Here is a 16,345-nt window from a genome sequence, read left to right on the forward strand (position 1 = left end):
GATGGTGCGGGCCCCGCCGCTCCCGGGGGAAAAGGGGGAGAGGGAACGGCGGGTGTTCGAGGGGGAGTCGTCAGCCGGCGGTGCGGCGCAGCCGGACGACGTTCCAGGAGACGGGCGGCAGGCTCACGGTGAGGCGGCCGTCGGTGACCGCACCGGTGTCGGCGGCGTAGGGACGGACCCGGTCGGGATCGTCCTGGGTGTTGGCGGCGCGGACGTCGGGGTCGCTCAGCACCGAGTGCTCCACCAGGGCGTGACCGGGGAACGCCCGCAGGTCCAGGGCCAGTTCGACGTTGTCGCTCTGGTGCCGGTTGATGGCGAAGACGGTGAGCTCGTCGCCGTCGTGGGTGGCCACGGCGTCCACGACGGGGACCTCGCCGAACCTCTTCGTCTCGTACACCGGGGCGACCGGCTCGACGCGCAGGACCGTGCCGCGGGCGTGCCGGGCCGCCTGGGCGAAGGGGTGGAAGGTGGTCTGCCGCCAGCTCGGGCCGCCGGGCTCGCTGCGGATGGGCGCGATGACGTTGACGAGCTGGGCGAGACAGGCGGCGGTGACCCGGTCGCTGTTGCGCAGCAGGCTGATGAGCAGTCCGCCGACCACGACGGCATCGGCGACGTTGTACTCGTCCTCGATCACCCGTGGCGCCACGGCCCAGTCGGAGGGCTTGCCCTGCGCCTCGAAACGGGTGTTGTACCAGACGTTCCACTCGTCGAAGGAGAGGTTGATCCGCTTCTTCCTGCCCAGCTTCGCCCGGATGTGATCGGCGGTGGCGACCACCGACTCGACGAAGTGGTCCATGTCGACCCCGGAGGCCAGGAAGCTGCCGAGGTCGCCGTCGAGTTCCTCGTAGTAGGCGTGGCAGGAGATGTAGTCGACCTGGTCGTAGGCCTCTTCCAGGACGGTGGCCTCCCAGGCGCCGAAGGTCGGCATCGAGGAGCTCGAACTGCCGCAGGCCACCAGCTCGAGGCCGGGGTCGACCATGCGCATGGCCCGGGCGGTCTCGGCGGCGATCCGGCCGTACTCCTGGGCGGTCTTGTGGCCGGTCTGCCAGGGGCCGTCCATCTCGTTGCCCAGGCACCACATGCGGATGCCGAACGGGTCACGGGCGCCGTTCTTGATCCGCTGGTCGGACCAGGCGGTCCCGCCCGGGTGGTTGCAGTACTCCAGCAGGTCCAGGGCCTCGGCGACGCCGCGGGTGCCGAGGTTGACGGCCATCATCGGCTCGACGCCGGCCTTCTCGGCCCAGCGCTGGAACTCGTGCAGGCCGAAGGCGTTGGTCTCGGTGCTGTGCCAGGCGAGGTCCAGGCGGGTGGGGCGGTCGGCGACCGGGCCGACGCTGTCCTCCCAGCGGAAGCCGGAGACGAAGTTGCCGCCGGGATAGCGCACGGCGGTCACCCCCAGCTCGCGCACCAGGTCCAGCACGTCACGGCGCAGGCCGTCCTCGTCGGCGGACGAGTGGCCGGGCTCGTAGATGCCGGTGTAGACGCAGCGGCCCATGTGCTCGACGAACGAGCCGAAGGTACGGGGATTGACGTCGGCGACGCGGAAGGCGGGGTCGACGGTCAGGGAGGCGTGCAGCATGAAGGTCGCTCCGGGAGGTGCGCAGAACGGGAGGGGGCTGGGCGGCTGGACTTACTTGAGGCTTCCGACGGTCAGACCGCCGCGCCAGTACCGCTGAAGGAGGAGGAAGGCGACGATCAGGGGGAGGACCGCCACGAGAGAACCCGCGATGACGAGCGTGAACAGCGTGTTGGCGCCGGACTGGACCAGCGCGCCCTGGTACCAGGACTGCAGGCCGACGGTCAGCGGGAACAGCTTGTCGTTGTTGAGCATCACCAGCGGCAGGAAGAAGTTGTTCCAGGTGCCGACCATGGAGAACAGCAGCACGGTCACCAGCGCGGGCTTCAGCGTCGGCAGCGCGACGGACCACAGCACCCGCAGCTCACCGGCGCCGTCGACTCGGGCCGCCTCGAGGAGTTCGTCCGGCAGCGACTCCTGCACGTACACCCGCACCAGGTAGACGCCGAACGGGTTGAGGAGCGAGGGCAGGATGACCGCCCACATCGTGTTGGTCAGCGCCACCTTGCTCAGCAGCAGATAGGTGGGGATGGCCAGCGCGGTCGCCGGGACCATGATGGCGCCCAGCAGGCTGGAGAAGAGCAGGTTGCGGCCGGGGAAGCGGTACTTGGCGAAGGCGTACCCCGCGAAGGTGGCCACGGCGGTCGCGCCGACACCGCTGACGCCCGCGTAGACGGCGGTGTTGCCCATCCAGCGCAGGTACTCGCCGTCGTTGTACGTGAACAGCTGCTTCAGGTTGCCGAAGAAGGAACCGGGCTGGTGGAACCACAGGGCCGCGGTGGAGAACAGGGCGTCGTTGTTCTTCGTGGCGGCGACGACCAGCCACCAGAACGGCATCAGGAAGTACAGGATCATCGCCACCATCACCGCGTTGACGGTGACGCGTCCTCTGGCGGAGGACGTACGGCGGGGCGCCGGGACGGCGACGGCGGGGACGGGGGCAGCGGCGGTGGTCACTTCAGTCCGCTCCTTTTGCGTGCGGCGAACAGGAAGAGGTAGGAGCCGATGAAGACCACCGCTCCGAGGGAGAAGGAGATGGCGGCGGAGTAGTTGAACTCCGAGTACTGGAAGGCGAGGTTGTAGGCGTAGAGGTTGGGCGTGTAGTCCGGAGTGATCACCGAGGACGCCGTCGGCTCCAGCACCCGCGGCTCGGTGAAGAACTGCAGGGTCCCGATGATGGTGAACATCAGGGTGAGCACCATGGCCGAGGAGATCATCGGGATCTTGATGCGCAGGGCCGTCTGGATCTGCCCCGCACCGTCGAGCTTGGCCGCCTCGTAGACCTCGCGGGGCAGCCCCTGCAGGGCGGCGTACAGGACGATCATGTTGTAGCCGGTCCACTGCCAGGTCACGATGTTGCCGAGCGAGGTCAGCATCAGGCTGTGGCCGAGCAGGTCGACCTTTCCGGTGCCCAGGGCGTGGCTGAGGGCGTTCACCGGGCCGAAGGTGGGGCTGTAGAGGAAGCCCCACATCAGGGCGCCGATCACCGCGGGGACGGCGTACGGCATGAACAGCGTCATCCGGAAGACCTTGGCGAGCTTGCTGGAGACCTCGTCGATGATGAGGGCCCCGAGCAGCGCGAGCCCGAGCATGACCGGGATCTGCACCAGGCCGAAGACCGCCACGCGGCGCACACCGGCCAGGAAGTGCGGGTCGTGGAAGGTCTGCTGGTAGTTGGCGAACCAGCTGAAGTGGTCACCGCCGACCAGGGTGGAGGTCCTGAGGCTCAGCCAGAAGGCGTACGCCAGCGGTGCCACCAGGAAGGCCGCGAAGAGCAGGCCGAACGGGGTGATCAGCAGCAGGCCCATGGCCTGGTGACGGTTGTGGGCGGACCGCCGTCCGTTCCGGCGGCCCACGCCCGCGCCGGTCACGGGGGCGCGAAGTCCCTTTGATTTTACGGCATTTGGGGGCGCGGCCGTCGCGGGTCCCTGCTGTCGGAGCAGGCTCATCACATCTCCTTGCGCGTCTTACGGGGCCCCCGCCGGCGGGCGGTGCGACGCGCGGGCGCCGGCGGGGGCAGTCGGAGTCGGGGACTCGGGCCGGTTACTTGCTGACCTTGAATCCCTGCTTGGCCGCGTAGGAGCTCACCTGCTGCTGGACGTTGTCGGAGACCGAGGACCAGGAGCCCTGGCCCTGGACGGCCTTGCCCACCTCGGCGGTGTCGGTGTTGTAGGCGTAGTCCTGGAACGGGCTCCAGTCGAAGGTGCCGATGCCGTTCGCGGCGGGCACGAACACCTTGTTGATCTGCTGGCCGCCGAAGAAGTCGTACTTCTTGTCCTGGAAGTACGCCCCGTTGAGGATCGGGTTGACCAGCGGGAACAGGTAGGCCTGGTCGATACCGATCTTCCAGGCCGCCTGCGAAGTGCCGAACAGCTCCCGGGCGACCTCGGTGGCCTCCTTGGGGTGCTTGGTCTGGGAGGTCACCGAGAAGCTCGAACCACCCCAGTCGCCCTGGGCGTTGCCGCCCGCCGTCCACTGCGGCAGCGGGGCCACGCGCCACTTGCCCGCGGTCTTCGCGGCGACGCTGGAGAGGTAGCCCGGGCCCCAGCCGGCCGCGATGTAGGTGGCGTACTTGCCGGTGCTGAGCCCGTTGTAGAAGTCCGTGGTGGCGTACGACTGGGTGTCGACCAGCTTGTTCTTCACCAGGTCGCCCCAGTAGTCGTACACCTTCTTGGAGCCGGAGTCGTTGAGGTTGATCCCGATGTCCGGCAGCTTGCTCGCCGAGTAGGTGTAGGGGCGGGAACCGGCCTGCCAGGTCAGGCCCTGGCGCCAGCCGGCGGCCGTCTCGTCGCTGCCGAAGTCGGTCATGTACGCGCTGGGGTCGGCCTTCTGCAGCTTGACGGCCTCCTCCTTGTACTCCGCCCACGTGGTGGGGACCTTCAGCTTGTACTTCTTGAAGAGGTCGGCGCGGTACATCATCGCCATCGGGCCGCCGTCGACCGGGATCGCGTAGACGTGGTCGCCGTCGGAGGCCTGCTTCCAGGCCCAGTCGACGTAGTTGCCCTTGTCCGCGTTCGCGCCGTACTTGCCCATGTCGAGCAGGCCCTTGGTGAGCTGGATGGTGGGCAGCTCCTGGAACTCCAGCATGACGACGTCGGGGGCGCCCTGGCCCGCCTTGAGCGCGGTCTTCAGCTTGGTGTACTCGTCCTGGCCGACGCCCGCCTGCACCCAGTCGACCTGGACGTCCTTGTGGGTCTTGTTGAACTCGGCCACGACCTGCTTGAACTGCGGGTACCAGGCCCACACCTTGATGTGCACCGGGCCGCTGCCCGTGGTGCCGCTGCCGCTGCCGCCGCCCGACCCGCAGGCCGCGAGGAGCACGCCGGCAAGGGCGGCGGAGGTCGTCGCGACCGCGGTCCGGCGCAGCGAACGGGACGTGGGCCTTCTGGTGGAGGACATGAGCAATCTCCTGGGTGTGGTGCCCGAGGGCGGGGACGAGGGAGGCAAGGCGGAGGTACGCCGGACACACGGGGGTACGGCGCGGACGGGCCGAGGGCGTGCGGGCACTGCGGCTCGGTGAGGGGACGAACGTCAACTGGCGCGGGAGGGTGGGCGCACGTGACGTCGGTAAAGGTGAGAGGGAGCTCGGTGATCAGCGCACGGGCGCTGTCAGACCACCACGAGTAAAGAGTGAAGCCCTGTCATGGCCGGTGCGGCTCCCGGCTCCTGAGGGGTGGCTGTTCCCACTGCGGCTCCTACGGTCCGGTCCGCGACGCGGTGACGTCACGGACCCTGGGTTCCCGAACCGACTGGATCAGGACCCCTTCTGCTACGCTCTGCAGCGCTGCAAAAGTGTTAACCGAGAACTTGCCGCGCTGCAAGAGGTAACCGGGAAGAAACTTTCAGCGCTGAAAACGGCAACCGGGACGAAGGTGACATATGACTAGAGGCGTCACACTCCGCGACGTCGCCGCGCTCGCCGGCGTCTCCAGCCGGACCGTGTCCAACGTGGTCAACGGCTACGCACCGGTCTCCGAGACCATGCGGGCACGGGTGCAGAAGGCGGTCGACGAGCTCGGCTACCAGCCGAACGTCCTGGCCCGCAATCTCGCCTCCGGCCGGTCGGGTCAGATCGCGGTGGTGGTGCCGTATCTGGACACGCCCTACTTCGCCGAACTGTCGCAGGGCATCATCCGGGCGGCCCGGGTGCAGGGGTACAACGTCCTGATCGACCAGACCGACGGCGACGCGGAGCACGAGAAGCTGTTCCTCAGCCGCCGCTCCCAGCAACTGCTGTTCGACGGTGTCATCTTCAGTCCGCTGGGGCTGGCCCAGTCCGACCTGGGCGAGCGCGACGCTGACCTCCCGCTGGTCGTGCTCGGCGAGCGGGTCAGCGACGGCGGTTTCGACCACATCGGCATCGACGACGTCACCGCCTCCCGGGAGGCCACGGAGCATCTGCTCGGCCTCGGCCGGCGCCGCGTCGCCGCGATCGGCGACCAGCCCTACCGCACCGGTGAGGCGGCCCAACTGCGCACCCAGGGCTACCGGTTGGCCCACGAGCGGGCCGGTATACCGGTCCACGAGGAACTCGTCATCTCCACCCCGCGCTTCAACCGCTCCGACGGCGCGAGCGCCATGGCCCACCTGCTCGACCTGCCCGAACCGCCCGACGCGGTCTTCTGCTACAGCGACCTGGTCGCCCTGGGCGCCCTGCACACGCTGGCCGCCCGCGGACTGCGCGTCCCCGAGGACGTCGCCGTCGTCGGCTACGACGACATCGAGGACGCCCGCTATGCGAACCCGCCCGTCACGACCATCTCGCCGGACAAGAAGATGATCGCCGAGACGGCGGTGCAGCGACTGCTCAAGCGCATAGGCAGCTCCACCCCGGTCCCCGGCATGGAGATCCGTGCCCCGCACCGGCTCGTCCCGCGGGCGAGCACCATGGGGCGGCAGGCGGGGGACGCCGCCGAGTGAGCGGTTTCACCACCCCTTTTGCACTAATTGGGGAACGCGGAGGATTCCAGGACCCTCCTTCTGTGTGAAGGAAACCGCACAGGTAGGAAATCGGGGATCAACCGCATGGGTCTGACCAGCGAGACGACCGTGTATGTGATGGCGGCCCTCGCCGCCGTGTGTGTGGGACTGCTGGTCTGGTCGTGGCCACGGTTCGCCCGGCAGGGACTGTGGCAGGTTTTCGGCCGCCTGCTGGCCATCGGGACCACCCAGGTGGTGATGATCGCGGCGTTCGCGTGCTGGCTGAACTCCTCGTACCAGTTCTTCGGATCGTGGGGCGAACTCTTCGGCCGTGTCGAGACGGCCCCCGTCGGGGTGACACAGGCGGGGGACGACGGCGGCACGGGCACGGTGAACGGCGTCGCCGTGAAGGGGGCGCTGGTGCAGCCCGCCGGCGACGAGCAGCTGAGCCGGGTCAGCGGACTGCCCACCGGTCCCGCCGCGGTGAACGGGCGAGTGGAGTCCGTGAAGGTCATCGGCCGCCGCACGGGCGTGGTCGACCCGGCGTTCGTCTACCTGCCGCCGCAGTACTTCCAGAAGGCGTACCAGCGCCAGCGCTTCCCGGTGATCGTCGCGCTCAGCGGCTACCCGGGCAGCATCTTCAACCTCGCGCAGCATCTGCGGGTGTCACAGACCGCGGGTGAACTGCAGAAGAGCGGTCAGATGCAGCCGACCATCATGGTCATGATCCGGCCGACGATCGCCCCGCCGCGCGACACCGAGTGCGTGAACGTACCGGGCGGCCCGCAGACCGAGACCTTCCTGGCCAGGGATCTCCCCGACGCCCTGAAGTCCGCCTACCGGGTGGGCCACGACGCCAGTGCCTGGGGTGTCATGGGCTACTCCTCCGGCGGCAGCTGCGCCCTCCAGCTGACGATGCGCGATCCGCATGTGTACACGACGGCGGCCGCGCTGTCGCCCGACTACCGGGTCAAGGACGATCCGACCACCGGCAGTCTCTTCGGCAGCGGACCGGACCGCACCGAGCGGATGAACGGCCACGACCTGATGTGGCGGCTCAAGCACCTGCCCGCCCCCCAGGTCTCCGTCCTGGTGGCCGAGAGCAAGCACGGGGAGCGCGGTTATCCGCAGACGCAGGCCTTCATCAGGGCAGTGAAGGCACCCATGCGGGTCGCGTCGATCCTGCCCGAGCACGGCAGCCACAACTTCCCGACCTGGGTTCAGGAGATGGCCCCCGCCCTGAAGTGGATGAACCAACAGCTGACGTTCCCTCAGGACGTGGTGCCCCGCCACCTCAAGAGGGGGCCGGTGGTCGCCGACCCCCCGAAGCCCGGCCCCGACCCTCTGCGAGCCGACGGCCCGGAGCCCACGCCCACCGCCAGGACGCGCAGGTGAGGGGTGCGAGTCCCAGGGAAATGGACCGGTCCTCCCGCTAGGTCGCGGCGCTGCTGCAGGCAGCAGTGGACACCCACCGGCGGCACCAACCAGCAGTGGCAGCTGATACCGGCGTAGTCCTCGGCTGCATATCCCCGACGTGCGGTCGACCGGACACCCGGCCGACCGCACGCCTGCGTCGCTCCCACTCCGTGGACGAGCTGTAAGGACCCGGAGGAGCAGATGTGCCTTGTTCGACTCGGTGTGATCGCCCCGGATTTTGCCTCTACTTTAGTGTGGTGGCGCGCGCCGAAGGCATGGGCCTCGCTCGCAGTCGAAGAAAAGGGGGTCACGTCGGGAGCGCGCCCTGAAGCCGTGCTTCTCCAGATGCTGGGGGAAGGGACCGGTCCGGCCGACGGCATCGTGCCCGTGGAACTGGCCGTGGGCACCCCGGACCCTGCCGAGGTCTCGTTCTCGGATTCCGGCTCAGGGGGAGACGAAAGGAGCCCGTTCGGATGACAGTGCCAGAACGATGGAAAGACGGTCTGGAGTCGGACACCCCGCCCGCGCCGTACGCGACCGACGGAACGGACTTCGGGGGCGCGGTGCGCTACCACTACGGTGTCGCACTGAAGAAATTCGTCAAGTTCTTTCCGGTGTTCCTGCTGCTGTGGGTCCAGCTGTTCGTGTTCCACCTCGAATATCTGCTGCCGGTGGCCATTGTCGGAATGTTCGGCATGCTGTGGACGCTGTTCCTTCTTTCCGACCGTCTGAGTTTTACCCGGAAGTGCTCGAAGGTGTTCCGGGCCTACCCGCTCGAATTCCGCACACCGGTCGAGAAGTACGGCATGGAGTCGACCCACACGCTCTTCCTGCGCTTCGGGGATCAGGGTGGCACCCCCTTCACCCTGCGTGCGAAGCACGCCTTGGGGCGTGGTCGGTGGCCTGTCGGCATCACGGACGGCGTCTGGTTCGCCGGCGACGAGCCCTTCGGCGGCGCGATCATCGTGCCGGGCAGCGGTGAGCTGCTCTTCCTCCAGCCCAGGGACTGGGCCGCGACGGACGAGGACCGCGCCAATGCCGGACCCGAGCGAACCGAGAAGGCGGGGCGCGCGGGCATCAGGCGTCCCGCTCGCCGCTAGGCGTTCACCGAGGAGGCGGGGCCGCGAGCCACTGTGGCTGCGGCCCCGCCCGGGCGTCGGGTCAGGACGGGTCGCCGTACTGGAGGCCGCGGCCGTTGGTGCCGACGTAGACGCGTCCGAAGGTGTCGGGGTCGCCGGTGACGACGCCGACGCCGCCGATGCTGCCCCACTGGTGGGCGTCGTCGTTGACGCGGAGCCAGGTGGCGCCCTTGTCGGTGGAGCGGAAGACTCCGGTGACGTCCTTGACGGTGCCGATCAGGTACAGGGCCTGGTAGGAGGTGCCGGGCGCGGCCTTGCCGAAACCGAGGGCGGAGGCGGACTGCACCGTGGTGAGCGTGGTGAAGGTGCGGCCGCCGTCGGTGGAGTGCAGCAGCCCCTTGCCGCCGCCGGAGATCCACAGGTCACCGGCGATGCCGGGGGCGGCCGCGAGCCGGCCGGCGGGCAGGTCGGTGGCGCGAGCGGTGAAGGTCGCTCCGCCGTCGGTGGAGGCGTAGAGCCTGCCGTCGGCCAGTGAGTAGAAGGTCCTGGCCGAGGCGCGGTCGGCGACGACCACGGCGCCGCTGCCCAGGCCGCCGACCTTCGACCAGCTCGCCCCCTTGTCGGTCGAGCGGTACGGGGCCTGACCGGCCTCGGTCCACACGATGGCGGAGCCGTCCGCCGAGAGCGCGACCTGGCCGCTGTCGGCGCTGCCCACCGGCTCCGACGTGAAGCCGCTCCAGGTGCTGCCGCCGTCGGCGGAGTAGGCGCCGTCCTGCGCGCCGCCACGGCCGACGCGGACCATCACCGAGGGGTGGGACTGGGCGAAATCGATGTCGGTGCTGGTGGTCATCATCGGGTTCTTCAGCCGCCCGGCGGGCACCTTGGCCAGGGAGCCGCCGTACCGGAAACCGCCCAGGTCACCCATGGCGGTGAGGGCGGTGGCGCCACCGGGCGGGGCGATCACGTCCGACAGCGCGGTCTCCTCCAGTCCCCGGGCCTCCACCGTCCAGTGACTGGTGCCACCGCTGTCGTGGGCGGTGACGTCCTTGGTGCCCCAGATGCCGCTGCCGGTGCCGTACAGCACGTGCCCGGAGTCGAAGGGATCGATGGTCAGGGTGGTCATCCAGTGCCCGATGCCGGTACCGACGTAGGGCGCGGCGGAGGCGTCCCGCACCGACTTGGCGGCCAGCGCCTTCCAGGTCGTACCGCCGTCGGTGCTCCGGTAGAGCTCGTCCTCGGGCCACCAGCGGTCGAGGGTGGTGACCATCACCGTGGACGGCTTTCGCGGGTCGACGGCCAGGCCGGAGAACCCGTATCTGCCCGTGGACGGGGAGACGTTCTTCCACGTCCCGCCCGCGCCGGCCGGCGTGTACCTCCACACCGAGCCCGCGGTCACGCCGTTGGGTCCGAGGGCGTCGGTGTACGTCAGGTACAGCGAGCCGTCACCGGAGAGCACGCCGTGCTGCGGCAGTTGGCCGGTGGGCTGCCCGGAGACGGCCTGCCAGGTGCCGCCCCCGTCGGTGGAGCGGTAGAGCGAGCGGGACTTGTCGGCGACGCCGACGTAGACCGTCCTGCTTCCGGCCGGGCCGTACGTCACGAAGGAGATGCCCGCGCCGCTGCCCGCCCCGTCCTTGACGGGGAACGAGGAGACCTGACCCCATGTCATGCCGCTGTCGGTACTGCGCCACAGGCCGTTCTTGCGGGTGCCGAGGAGCAGGGTGCCGTGGTTCCCCGGGTCGACCGCGAGCCGTTCGCCCGCCCCGCGGCCGTCCTCGTTGGAGCCCAGCTTGAAGGGCAGATCGGTGCGCTGGAAGGTGCGGCCCCGGTCCGTGGAGCGCAGGATCGCACCGTTGCCCGCCCAGCTGTTGGTGTAGGTGCCCGCCGCGACGTAGAGCCGGCCGGGGTCGACGGGGTCGGTGGCCAGCGCATCGATGCCCAGCAGGTTCCAGTCCTTCTCCCCGAACCGGTCGGTCAGCGGGATCCACTGCGCGGCCGCGGTGTCCCAGCGGTAGGCGCCGCCCATGTCGGTGCGCGCGTACAGCAGACCCTTCTCGCGCGGGCTGAACACCAGACCGGTGACGTAACCGCCGCCCACTACCTGGGCGTTGTTCCACACATACGGCCCGGTCGCGGCCGTGGTCTGCGCACCGCCGGACCCCGCCGCCAGGGGCTGGGCCGCCGATTTCACGAGCTTCCACTGCTGGTTGGTGCTGTGTCTGTCGGGATACTGCACGACCGCCGCACCCTGGGCCGTGGAGCCTCCGGAGACGTCCAGGACCAGGCCGCTTCTGCGGGAGGTGAAGGTGACGGCGTCGGAACCGCTCACCTCGTGGATCCGCCACTCCTGGGAGGTGGCGGAGCGGTCGGTCTGCTGCTCGGCGGCGGCCTTCTCGGCGGTCGAACCGCCCGCTATCCCCAGCACCTTGCCGCTGTTGCGGTTCACCAGCTCGTAGTAGCCGTCCCCGGTGGGCTTCAGCCGCCACTGCTGGTTGGCGGTGTTCTGGTCGGTCCACTGCTGGATACGGGTGCCGTCGGCGGTGGAGAAGCTGTTGACGTCCAGCACCTTGCCGCTGCGCACGGAGACCAGCCGGTAGTAGGCATCGCGGTCGACCGTCGCGGCCTGCGAGTCCTCCTGCGTGAACAGGAAGTACGGCACGACGATGGCGGGCACGCCGAGCAGCAGACCGGTCGCGGTCCAGCGACGGCGGTGACGCCCGCGGCGCCCGCCGTTCGGGGGGTGGTTCATGGGAGGTGCTTCTCCTTGCATACCGGTCACCACAGGAAGGCGAATCCAAGATCCGTAACGGCCGGATCCGACTCCTTGTGGTCACAGGCGATGCAAAGGGTTGCTTTGAGCCGGAAACTTTTTTCCGGTCACCTCAGGAAGACAGGAGCTTGCGCTTCTGGTCCTCGAACTCCGCTTCCGTGAGCAGGCCCTGGCTCTTGAGGTCGCCCAGTTGCTTCAGCTGTTCGATCTTGCTGGTCATGTCGGAGGCCGGCGGAGCGGCCGGTTCGGCGGGAGGCGCCGGTGCCGGCTGCGGTGCCGGCTCCTGATACCCCTGCTGGGCCGCCCATCGCCCCTGCTGCCGACGGGATACGCGGTTCGACACGGCGGTCGCGGTTCCGGCGACTACGGCCGTACGGGCAACCCCTCGGAGGAGTCCAGGCATGGTGATCTCCTTTCTCGTTTCCCCGGGCCCTCGCTCTTCAGGGCGAGGTTTCCGCCGCGTCGAGCGCGGCCAGGACCGCGGGCACCGGGATCCTCCCGGAGGCGACCAGCTCGGCACCGCCGCGGCGCAGGGCGGCGGCGAACGGCGCGGCCCAGAGATTCTCGTAGATCAGGACGCCGGCGGAGTTGCCGGGTTCCAGGGCGGCGGCCGCCTCCACGAGGTCGTCCTGGCCCAGCAGACCGGAGGACGCTCCCTCGAAGACGGCCAGGTCGAGTTCGCCGTCGCCGGTGAGATCGCCGATCTCCAGACCGGTCACCGATCCGTCGGCGTCCTTCCGGATGAACGTCAGGTCGAGGATCCGGATGAGGCCGCGGTCCACCAGATCGACCAGGAGGGGGAAGCCCTCGCCGGTCATGCGGTTGCCGGGGAACTCGACGACCAGATAGTCGATCGGTCCCATCGCGCCGGATGTGTCGACTTCATCGAATGTGTCGCTCACAGCGTCACCTTCTGGGCTCGTGCCTGCTCCCCCGTGCCATTGCATCACCGCACAGGGACGGCCGCACGTCGTGCGCGGTTCACCCGTCGGGCGCACACGGGTCGCGCGTTCTGCGTCGCACGGATCTTCTGGTGCCCATGGCCAACGGAGACGACGAGCCGCTCTCGAACCGGGAACGCAGCGAACTGGACGAACTGCGGCACCGCGTGGGTGCCCTGGAGAGTGGCGCCCACCCGCGAGCGGCACGGCATCACTTCTTCCGGTCCACGGGATCCGTGCTCCTGATCCTTTTCGCGGCCCTGCTGTCGCTGCTGTCCGTCATCGCCGTCTGGGCGAACAGCATCGTGCGGGACACGGACCGCTACGTCGCCACGGTGGGACCGCTGGCCTCCGATCCGGATGTGCAGAAGGCCGTCACCAACCGGGTCACCGACGTGGTGCTGGCACAGATCGACGTGAACGCGCTGGTCAAACAGTTGCAGGACGCCGTGTCGGAGAAGGGCGTACCGCCGAAGGCGGCCCAGCTGGTCGGCAATCTGGACGGGCCGATCACGAGCGGTCTGAAGCAGCTGGTCAGCGGGACCGTGGAGCGGGTGGTCAGCAGCAGTGCCTTCGAGACGGTCTGGGTGGACGCCAACCGCAGGGTGCACTCGTCCGTCGACAAGGCCCTGACGGGCGAGGGCGGCGGCGCGGTCTCGCTGAAGAACGACCAGGTGGCCATCGACGTGGCACCGATCGTGGCCCAGGTCAAGGAGCGGTTGGTCGGCGCCGGCCTCGGAATTGCCGCGAAGATCCCGGACGTCCACACGGACTTCGTGGTGGTCCAGTCGAAGGACATCGGCAAGATCAAGACCTATATGAGGGTCCTGGAGATCATGGGCAGCTGGCTGCCCCTCCTCGCCCTGCTGGTGGCCGCGGCGGGGGTGTACACCGCGTTCAACCGCCGGCACGCGCTGATCGGGGCCGGGCTGGCGGTGTTCCTGGCCATGCTGGTCCTCGGGATCACCCTCACCGTGTTCCGGGACGTCTACCTCGACCATCTGCCCTCCGGCGCGTCCCCGGCCGCCGCCGGTGCGGTGTACGACGCGCTGATCAGGTTCCTGCGCGCCGGTGTCCGGGCGCTGGGTGCCGTCGCCCTCATCGTCGCCGTCGGCGCTTTCCTCAGCGGCCCGTCCCGGATCGCCGTCCTCGTCCGCAACGGCTGCCGCAGGAGCATCGGCGCCCTGCGCGACGTGGCGGTCTCCGAAGGGCTTCCACTCGGGGCGGTCGGGCGGTTCGTGCACCGCTTCAAGCGCTGGATCGGCGCCGCGATCCTGGTGGTCGCCGCGATCGTCCTGTTCACCTGGACCTACCCGACCACGATGGTCGTGGTGTGGACCGCGGTCGTCGTGCTGGTGGGCTTCGCGATCCGTGAGTTCCTGGACACCGGTTCCGCCCCGCCCGCCACCGGGTCCCGGACCGCGGCCGCTCCCTGAGACCGCTGTGCTCATGCGGTCCCTGACCTGTGCTCACGCGGTCCCCTGGGCTCATACGGCCCCTGGGCTCACGCGGGTCCGTGCGGCGGAGACGACATCCTGTGCGACTGACGGTCGTCGGACAGCGGACGCTCGTCGGACATGGTGAAGAGGTTGTCGCGCTGGACCACGCACAGGGCCCAGATGATGAAGCCCGAGATCGCGATCATCACGACCGACCACACCGGGTAGTACGGCAGGGAGAGGAAGTTGGCGATGATGACGAGCCCCGCGATGGCCACGCCGAGGACGCGCGCCCAGGTCGAGGTCCGCAGCAGCCCGATGCTGACGAGCACGGCGACCGCGCCCAGCGCGAGGTGGATCCAGCCCCAGCCGGTCAGGTCGAACTCGAACGCGTAGTTGCGCGTCGTGACGAAGATGTCGTCCTCGGCGATGGCCATGATGCCCCGGAAGATGTCGAGCAGGCCGACGAGGAAGAGCATCACGGCACCGAAGGCGGTCAGGCCGGTTGCCCATCCCTGCTTCGCCGTGTGTGCCTGAGTGTGTGTCGCAGTCATCCTGTGCCTCGATTCTTGGTGTACGTACGCTCAGCGACCGGTGGTGGAGCCGGCGTGCTCCGCCGGGCCGTGGCCGGCCAGGACCAGTTCCTTGGCCCTGCGGAACTCCTCGTCCGTGATGTCGCCGCGGGCGCGGATGTCGGACAGCTTGGCGAGCTCGTCGATGCTGCTGGGCCGGTCCGTGGTGCCCGCGGCCTCCCTGATGCGGGCGTCGAAGGCTTCCTGCTGTGCTCGGGCCTGGGACATCTCCCGGCGGCCCATGTTCTTGCCGCGCGCGATCACGTATACGAAGACGCCCAGGAAGGGCAGCAGGATGGTGAACGCCAGCCAGCCGGCCTTTCCCCAGCCGCTCATGTCGTCGTCACGGAAGATGTCGACGACGACGCGGAAGAGCAGGACGAACCACATGATCCACAGGAAGAACCAGAGCATGCTCCAGAAGACGCTCAGCAGGGGATAGTCGTACGCGAGGTACGTCTGCGCGCTCATGTCTCTCCTCCGTCCCGGGCGTCGGCCCGGCTGCCGTTACGTGCAGTCTCAGCGTGGACACGACCGGGGCCGGGTGCCTCACCCGGCGCGGGTGACCTTGCGGGGGTTCGGCCCGCGTACGGCGGGGGCGGCGGCTGTCCGGTACCGGTCGGAGGAGGCGACGTACTCGCCGAGGGCGAGGCCCGTCTGCCGGACTCGTGGGTTTCTTCCGGGCCATGACCGACGGGGCCGCCGCCCGGTCCTCCATGCTCCCTTTTGGGCGGAGGCGACCGCACGGTCCGGGTGTGCGCGCCGGATGGCGGGTGCGGTGCCGGATGCCGGAGTGGCGGGTGCGGTGCCGGATGCCGGAGTGGCGGATGCGGTGTCAGACCGTCTCGGCGTGGGTGTGCGGCCCCGTGGTCTGCGTCTTTCGCAGTGCGGCCCGCCACGCGAGGGCGACCGCCGCCTCGGCCAGGCCGAGCAGGACGAGCCACAGGCCGAGCAGCCGGGTCAGGGCGCGGGCCGACTCCGCCGGCAGGGCGAGGACCACGATTCCCGCGACGATGCCGAGCACCGCGGCGCCCAGGACGACTCCGCGGTGCGGCAGGTCCTTGGCGGCGAGGGCCGTGTAGAGGGTGAGGATGCCGGAGACGAGCCAGACGACGCCGACGACCAGCGAGAGGGCGGCGATGGTCTGCAGCGGGTTCCGCAGGCTCAGAACCCCGGCCAGGACGTACAGCACGGCCAGCAGCAGCCCCGGGATCCGTTCACCGTGCTCCTCCCGGCCGAAGACCGCCACGAACCGGAACGCCCCGGTGACCAGCAGGTACAGCCCGATGAGGACGGCCAGGACATGCAGGGTCTCCTCCGGCCAGACCAGTACCAGGACGCCCGGCACCAGCGTCGCGACCGCTGAGCACAGGATCCAGGTCCACGAGCGGCCCAGTCGCGCCAGCACGTCCGAGGGATCACTCAACGGGAGGGGGGCCGCCCCGGCGGCAGGGGGTTCTGGCCCGGGGGGCGGCGCCGGATCACGCGACATGGTCATGGCTCCTCCTCACGTGATCGAGCGCGTCGCCCCTGGACCGCCGACGGGGCGGTGTCCGAGGAACGGTGTGCCGGACCGCTCCAGCGTCACGCCGGTCACCGGGTGCCGGGCTCACCCACCGGGGGTGATCCGCCGGC

14 protein-coding genes are annotated in these 16,345 nt (G+C 69.4%); 4 read left to right on the plus strand and 10 right to left on the minus strand.

From position 1 onward, the window contains the following. Window positions 1–70: 70 nt before the first annotated feature. The 4 genes from ACIBJB_RS18365 to ACIBJB_RS18380 form a co-directional block, all read right to left on the minus strand. On the minus strand, window positions 71–1,579 hold the full coding sequence (locus ACIBJB_RS18365) for an alpha-N-arabinofuranosidase (protein WP_398931644.1): 1,509 nt from the start codon (window positions 1,577–1,579) through the stop codon (window positions 71–73). A 51-nt stretch (window positions 1,580–1,630) separates the two neighbouring features. Beyond that, window positions 1,631–2,533 carry a carbohydrate ABC transporter permease gene (locus ACIBJB_RS18370; protein WP_398931646.1) on the minus strand — a complete coding sequence of 301 codons (903 nt, stop codon included), beginning with the start codon at window positions 2,531–2,533 and terminating at the stop codon, window positions 1,631–1,633. Beyond that, window positions 2,530–3,525, minus strand: coding sequence for a carbohydrate ABC transporter permease (locus tag ACIBJB_RS18375; protein WP_398931648.1), 996 nt, complete (start codon window positions 3,523–3,525; stop codon window positions 2,530–2,532). Before ACIBJB_RS18375 ends, ACIBJB_RS18370 begins: the two co-directional genes overlap by 4 nt. 94 nt (window positions 3,526–3,619) lie before the next feature. Next, a complete protein-coding gene (locus ACIBJB_RS18380; RefSeq protein WP_398931650.1) occupies window positions 3,620–4,975 on the minus strand; it encodes an ABC transporter substrate-binding protein in 1,356 nt (451 codons plus the stop codon). Between the two features lie 480 nt (window positions 4,976–5,455). Here ACIBJB_RS18380 and ACIBJB_RS18385 point away from each other — a divergent pair, with 480 nt between their 5' ends. The 3 genes from ACIBJB_RS18385 to ACIBJB_RS18395 all read left to right on the plus strand — a co-directional run bounded on the left by ACIBJB_RS18385 (window position 5,456) and on the right by ACIBJB_RS18395 (window position 9,012). Next, on the plus strand, window positions 5,456–6,496 hold the full coding sequence (locus ACIBJB_RS18385; RefSeq protein ID WP_398931652.1) for a LacI family DNA-binding transcriptional regulator: 1,041 nt from the start codon (window positions 5,456–5,458) through the stop codon (window positions 6,494–6,496). A 105-nt stretch (window positions 6,497–6,601) separates the two neighbouring features. Next, window positions 6,602–7,891 carry an alpha/beta hydrolase gene (locus ACIBJB_RS18390; RefSeq protein WP_398931654.1) on the plus strand — a complete coding sequence of 430 codons (1,290 nt, stop codon included), beginning with the start codon at window positions 6,602–6,604 and terminating at the stop codon, window positions 7,889–7,891. 494 nt (window positions 7,892–8,385) lie between these two features. After that, window positions 8,386–9,012, plus strand: a complete 627-nt coding sequence (locus tag ACIBJB_RS18395; protein ID WP_398931656.1) for a hypothetical protein — start codon at window positions 8,386–8,388, stop codon at window positions 9,010–9,012. Between the two features lie 61 nt (window positions 9,013–9,073). On the opposite strand, the gene ACIBJB_RS18400 is transcribed toward ACIBJB_RS18395, so the two are convergent. The 3 genes from ACIBJB_RS18400 to ACIBJB_RS18410 all read right to left on the minus strand — a co-directional run bounded on the left by ACIBJB_RS18400 (window position 9,074) and on the right by ACIBJB_RS18410 (window position 12,621). Continuing rightward, window positions 9,074–11,737 carry an RICIN domain-containing protein gene (locus ACIBJB_RS18400; RefSeq protein WP_398931658.1) on the minus strand — a complete coding sequence of 888 codons (2,664 nt, stop codon included), beginning with the start codon at window positions 11,735–11,737 and terminating at the stop codon, window positions 9,074–9,076. A 133-nt stretch (window positions 11,738–11,870) separates the two neighbouring features. Beyond that, window positions 11,871–12,161, minus strand: a complete 291-nt coding sequence (locus tag ACIBJB_RS18405; protein ID WP_398931660.1) for an SHOCT domain-containing protein — start codon at window positions 12,159–12,161, stop codon at window positions 11,871–11,873. Window positions 12,162–12,198: 37 nt separating this feature from the next. Then, the gene (locus ACIBJB_RS18410) at window positions 12,199–12,621 is read right to left on the minus strand and encodes a DUF6325 family protein (RefSeq protein ID WP_057609416.1); all 423 of its coding nucleotides are present in this window, start codon (window positions 12,619–12,621) and stop codon (window positions 12,199–12,201) included. Between the two features lie 176 nt (window positions 12,622–12,797). On the opposite strand from ACIBJB_RS18410, the gene ACIBJB_RS18415 reads away from it, so the two are divergent. Continuing rightward, entirely contained in the window at window positions 12,798–14,135 is a 1,338-nt protein-coding gene (locus tag ACIBJB_RS18415; protein ID WP_398931661.1) for a hypothetical protein, read from the plus strand. Between the two features lie 68 nt (window positions 14,136–14,203). On the opposite strand, the gene ACIBJB_RS18420 is transcribed toward ACIBJB_RS18415, so the two are convergent. The 3 genes from ACIBJB_RS18420 to ACIBJB_RS18430 all read right to left on the minus strand — a co-directional run bounded on the left by ACIBJB_RS18420 (window position 14,204) and on the right by ACIBJB_RS18430 (window position 16,208). After that, window positions 14,204–14,692 carry a hypothetical protein gene (locus ACIBJB_RS18420; RefSeq protein WP_398931663.1) on the minus strand — a complete coding sequence of 163 codons (489 nt, stop codon included), beginning with the start codon at window positions 14,690–14,692 and terminating at the stop codon, window positions 14,204–14,206. 30 nt (window positions 14,693–14,722) lie between these two features. Next, window positions 14,723–15,181: an SHOCT domain-containing protein gene (locus ACIBJB_RS18425; protein ID WP_398931665.1), complete on the minus strand. Its 459-nt coding sequence runs from the start codon at window positions 15,179–15,181 to the stop codon at window positions 14,723–14,725. 364 nt (window positions 15,182–15,545) lie between these two features. Beyond that, entirely contained in the window at window positions 15,546–16,208 is a 663-nt protein-coding gene (locus tag ACIBJB_RS18430) for an HdeD family acid-resistance protein (protein WP_398931667.1), read from the minus strand. Window positions 16,209–16,345 lie beyond the last annotated feature (137 nt).

The organism is Streptomyces sp. NPDC050759 (genome assembly GCF_044456945.1).
In the GTDB taxonomy this organism is placed as follows: Bacteria; Actinomycetota; Actinomycetes; order Streptomycetales; family Streptomycetaceae; genus Streptomyces.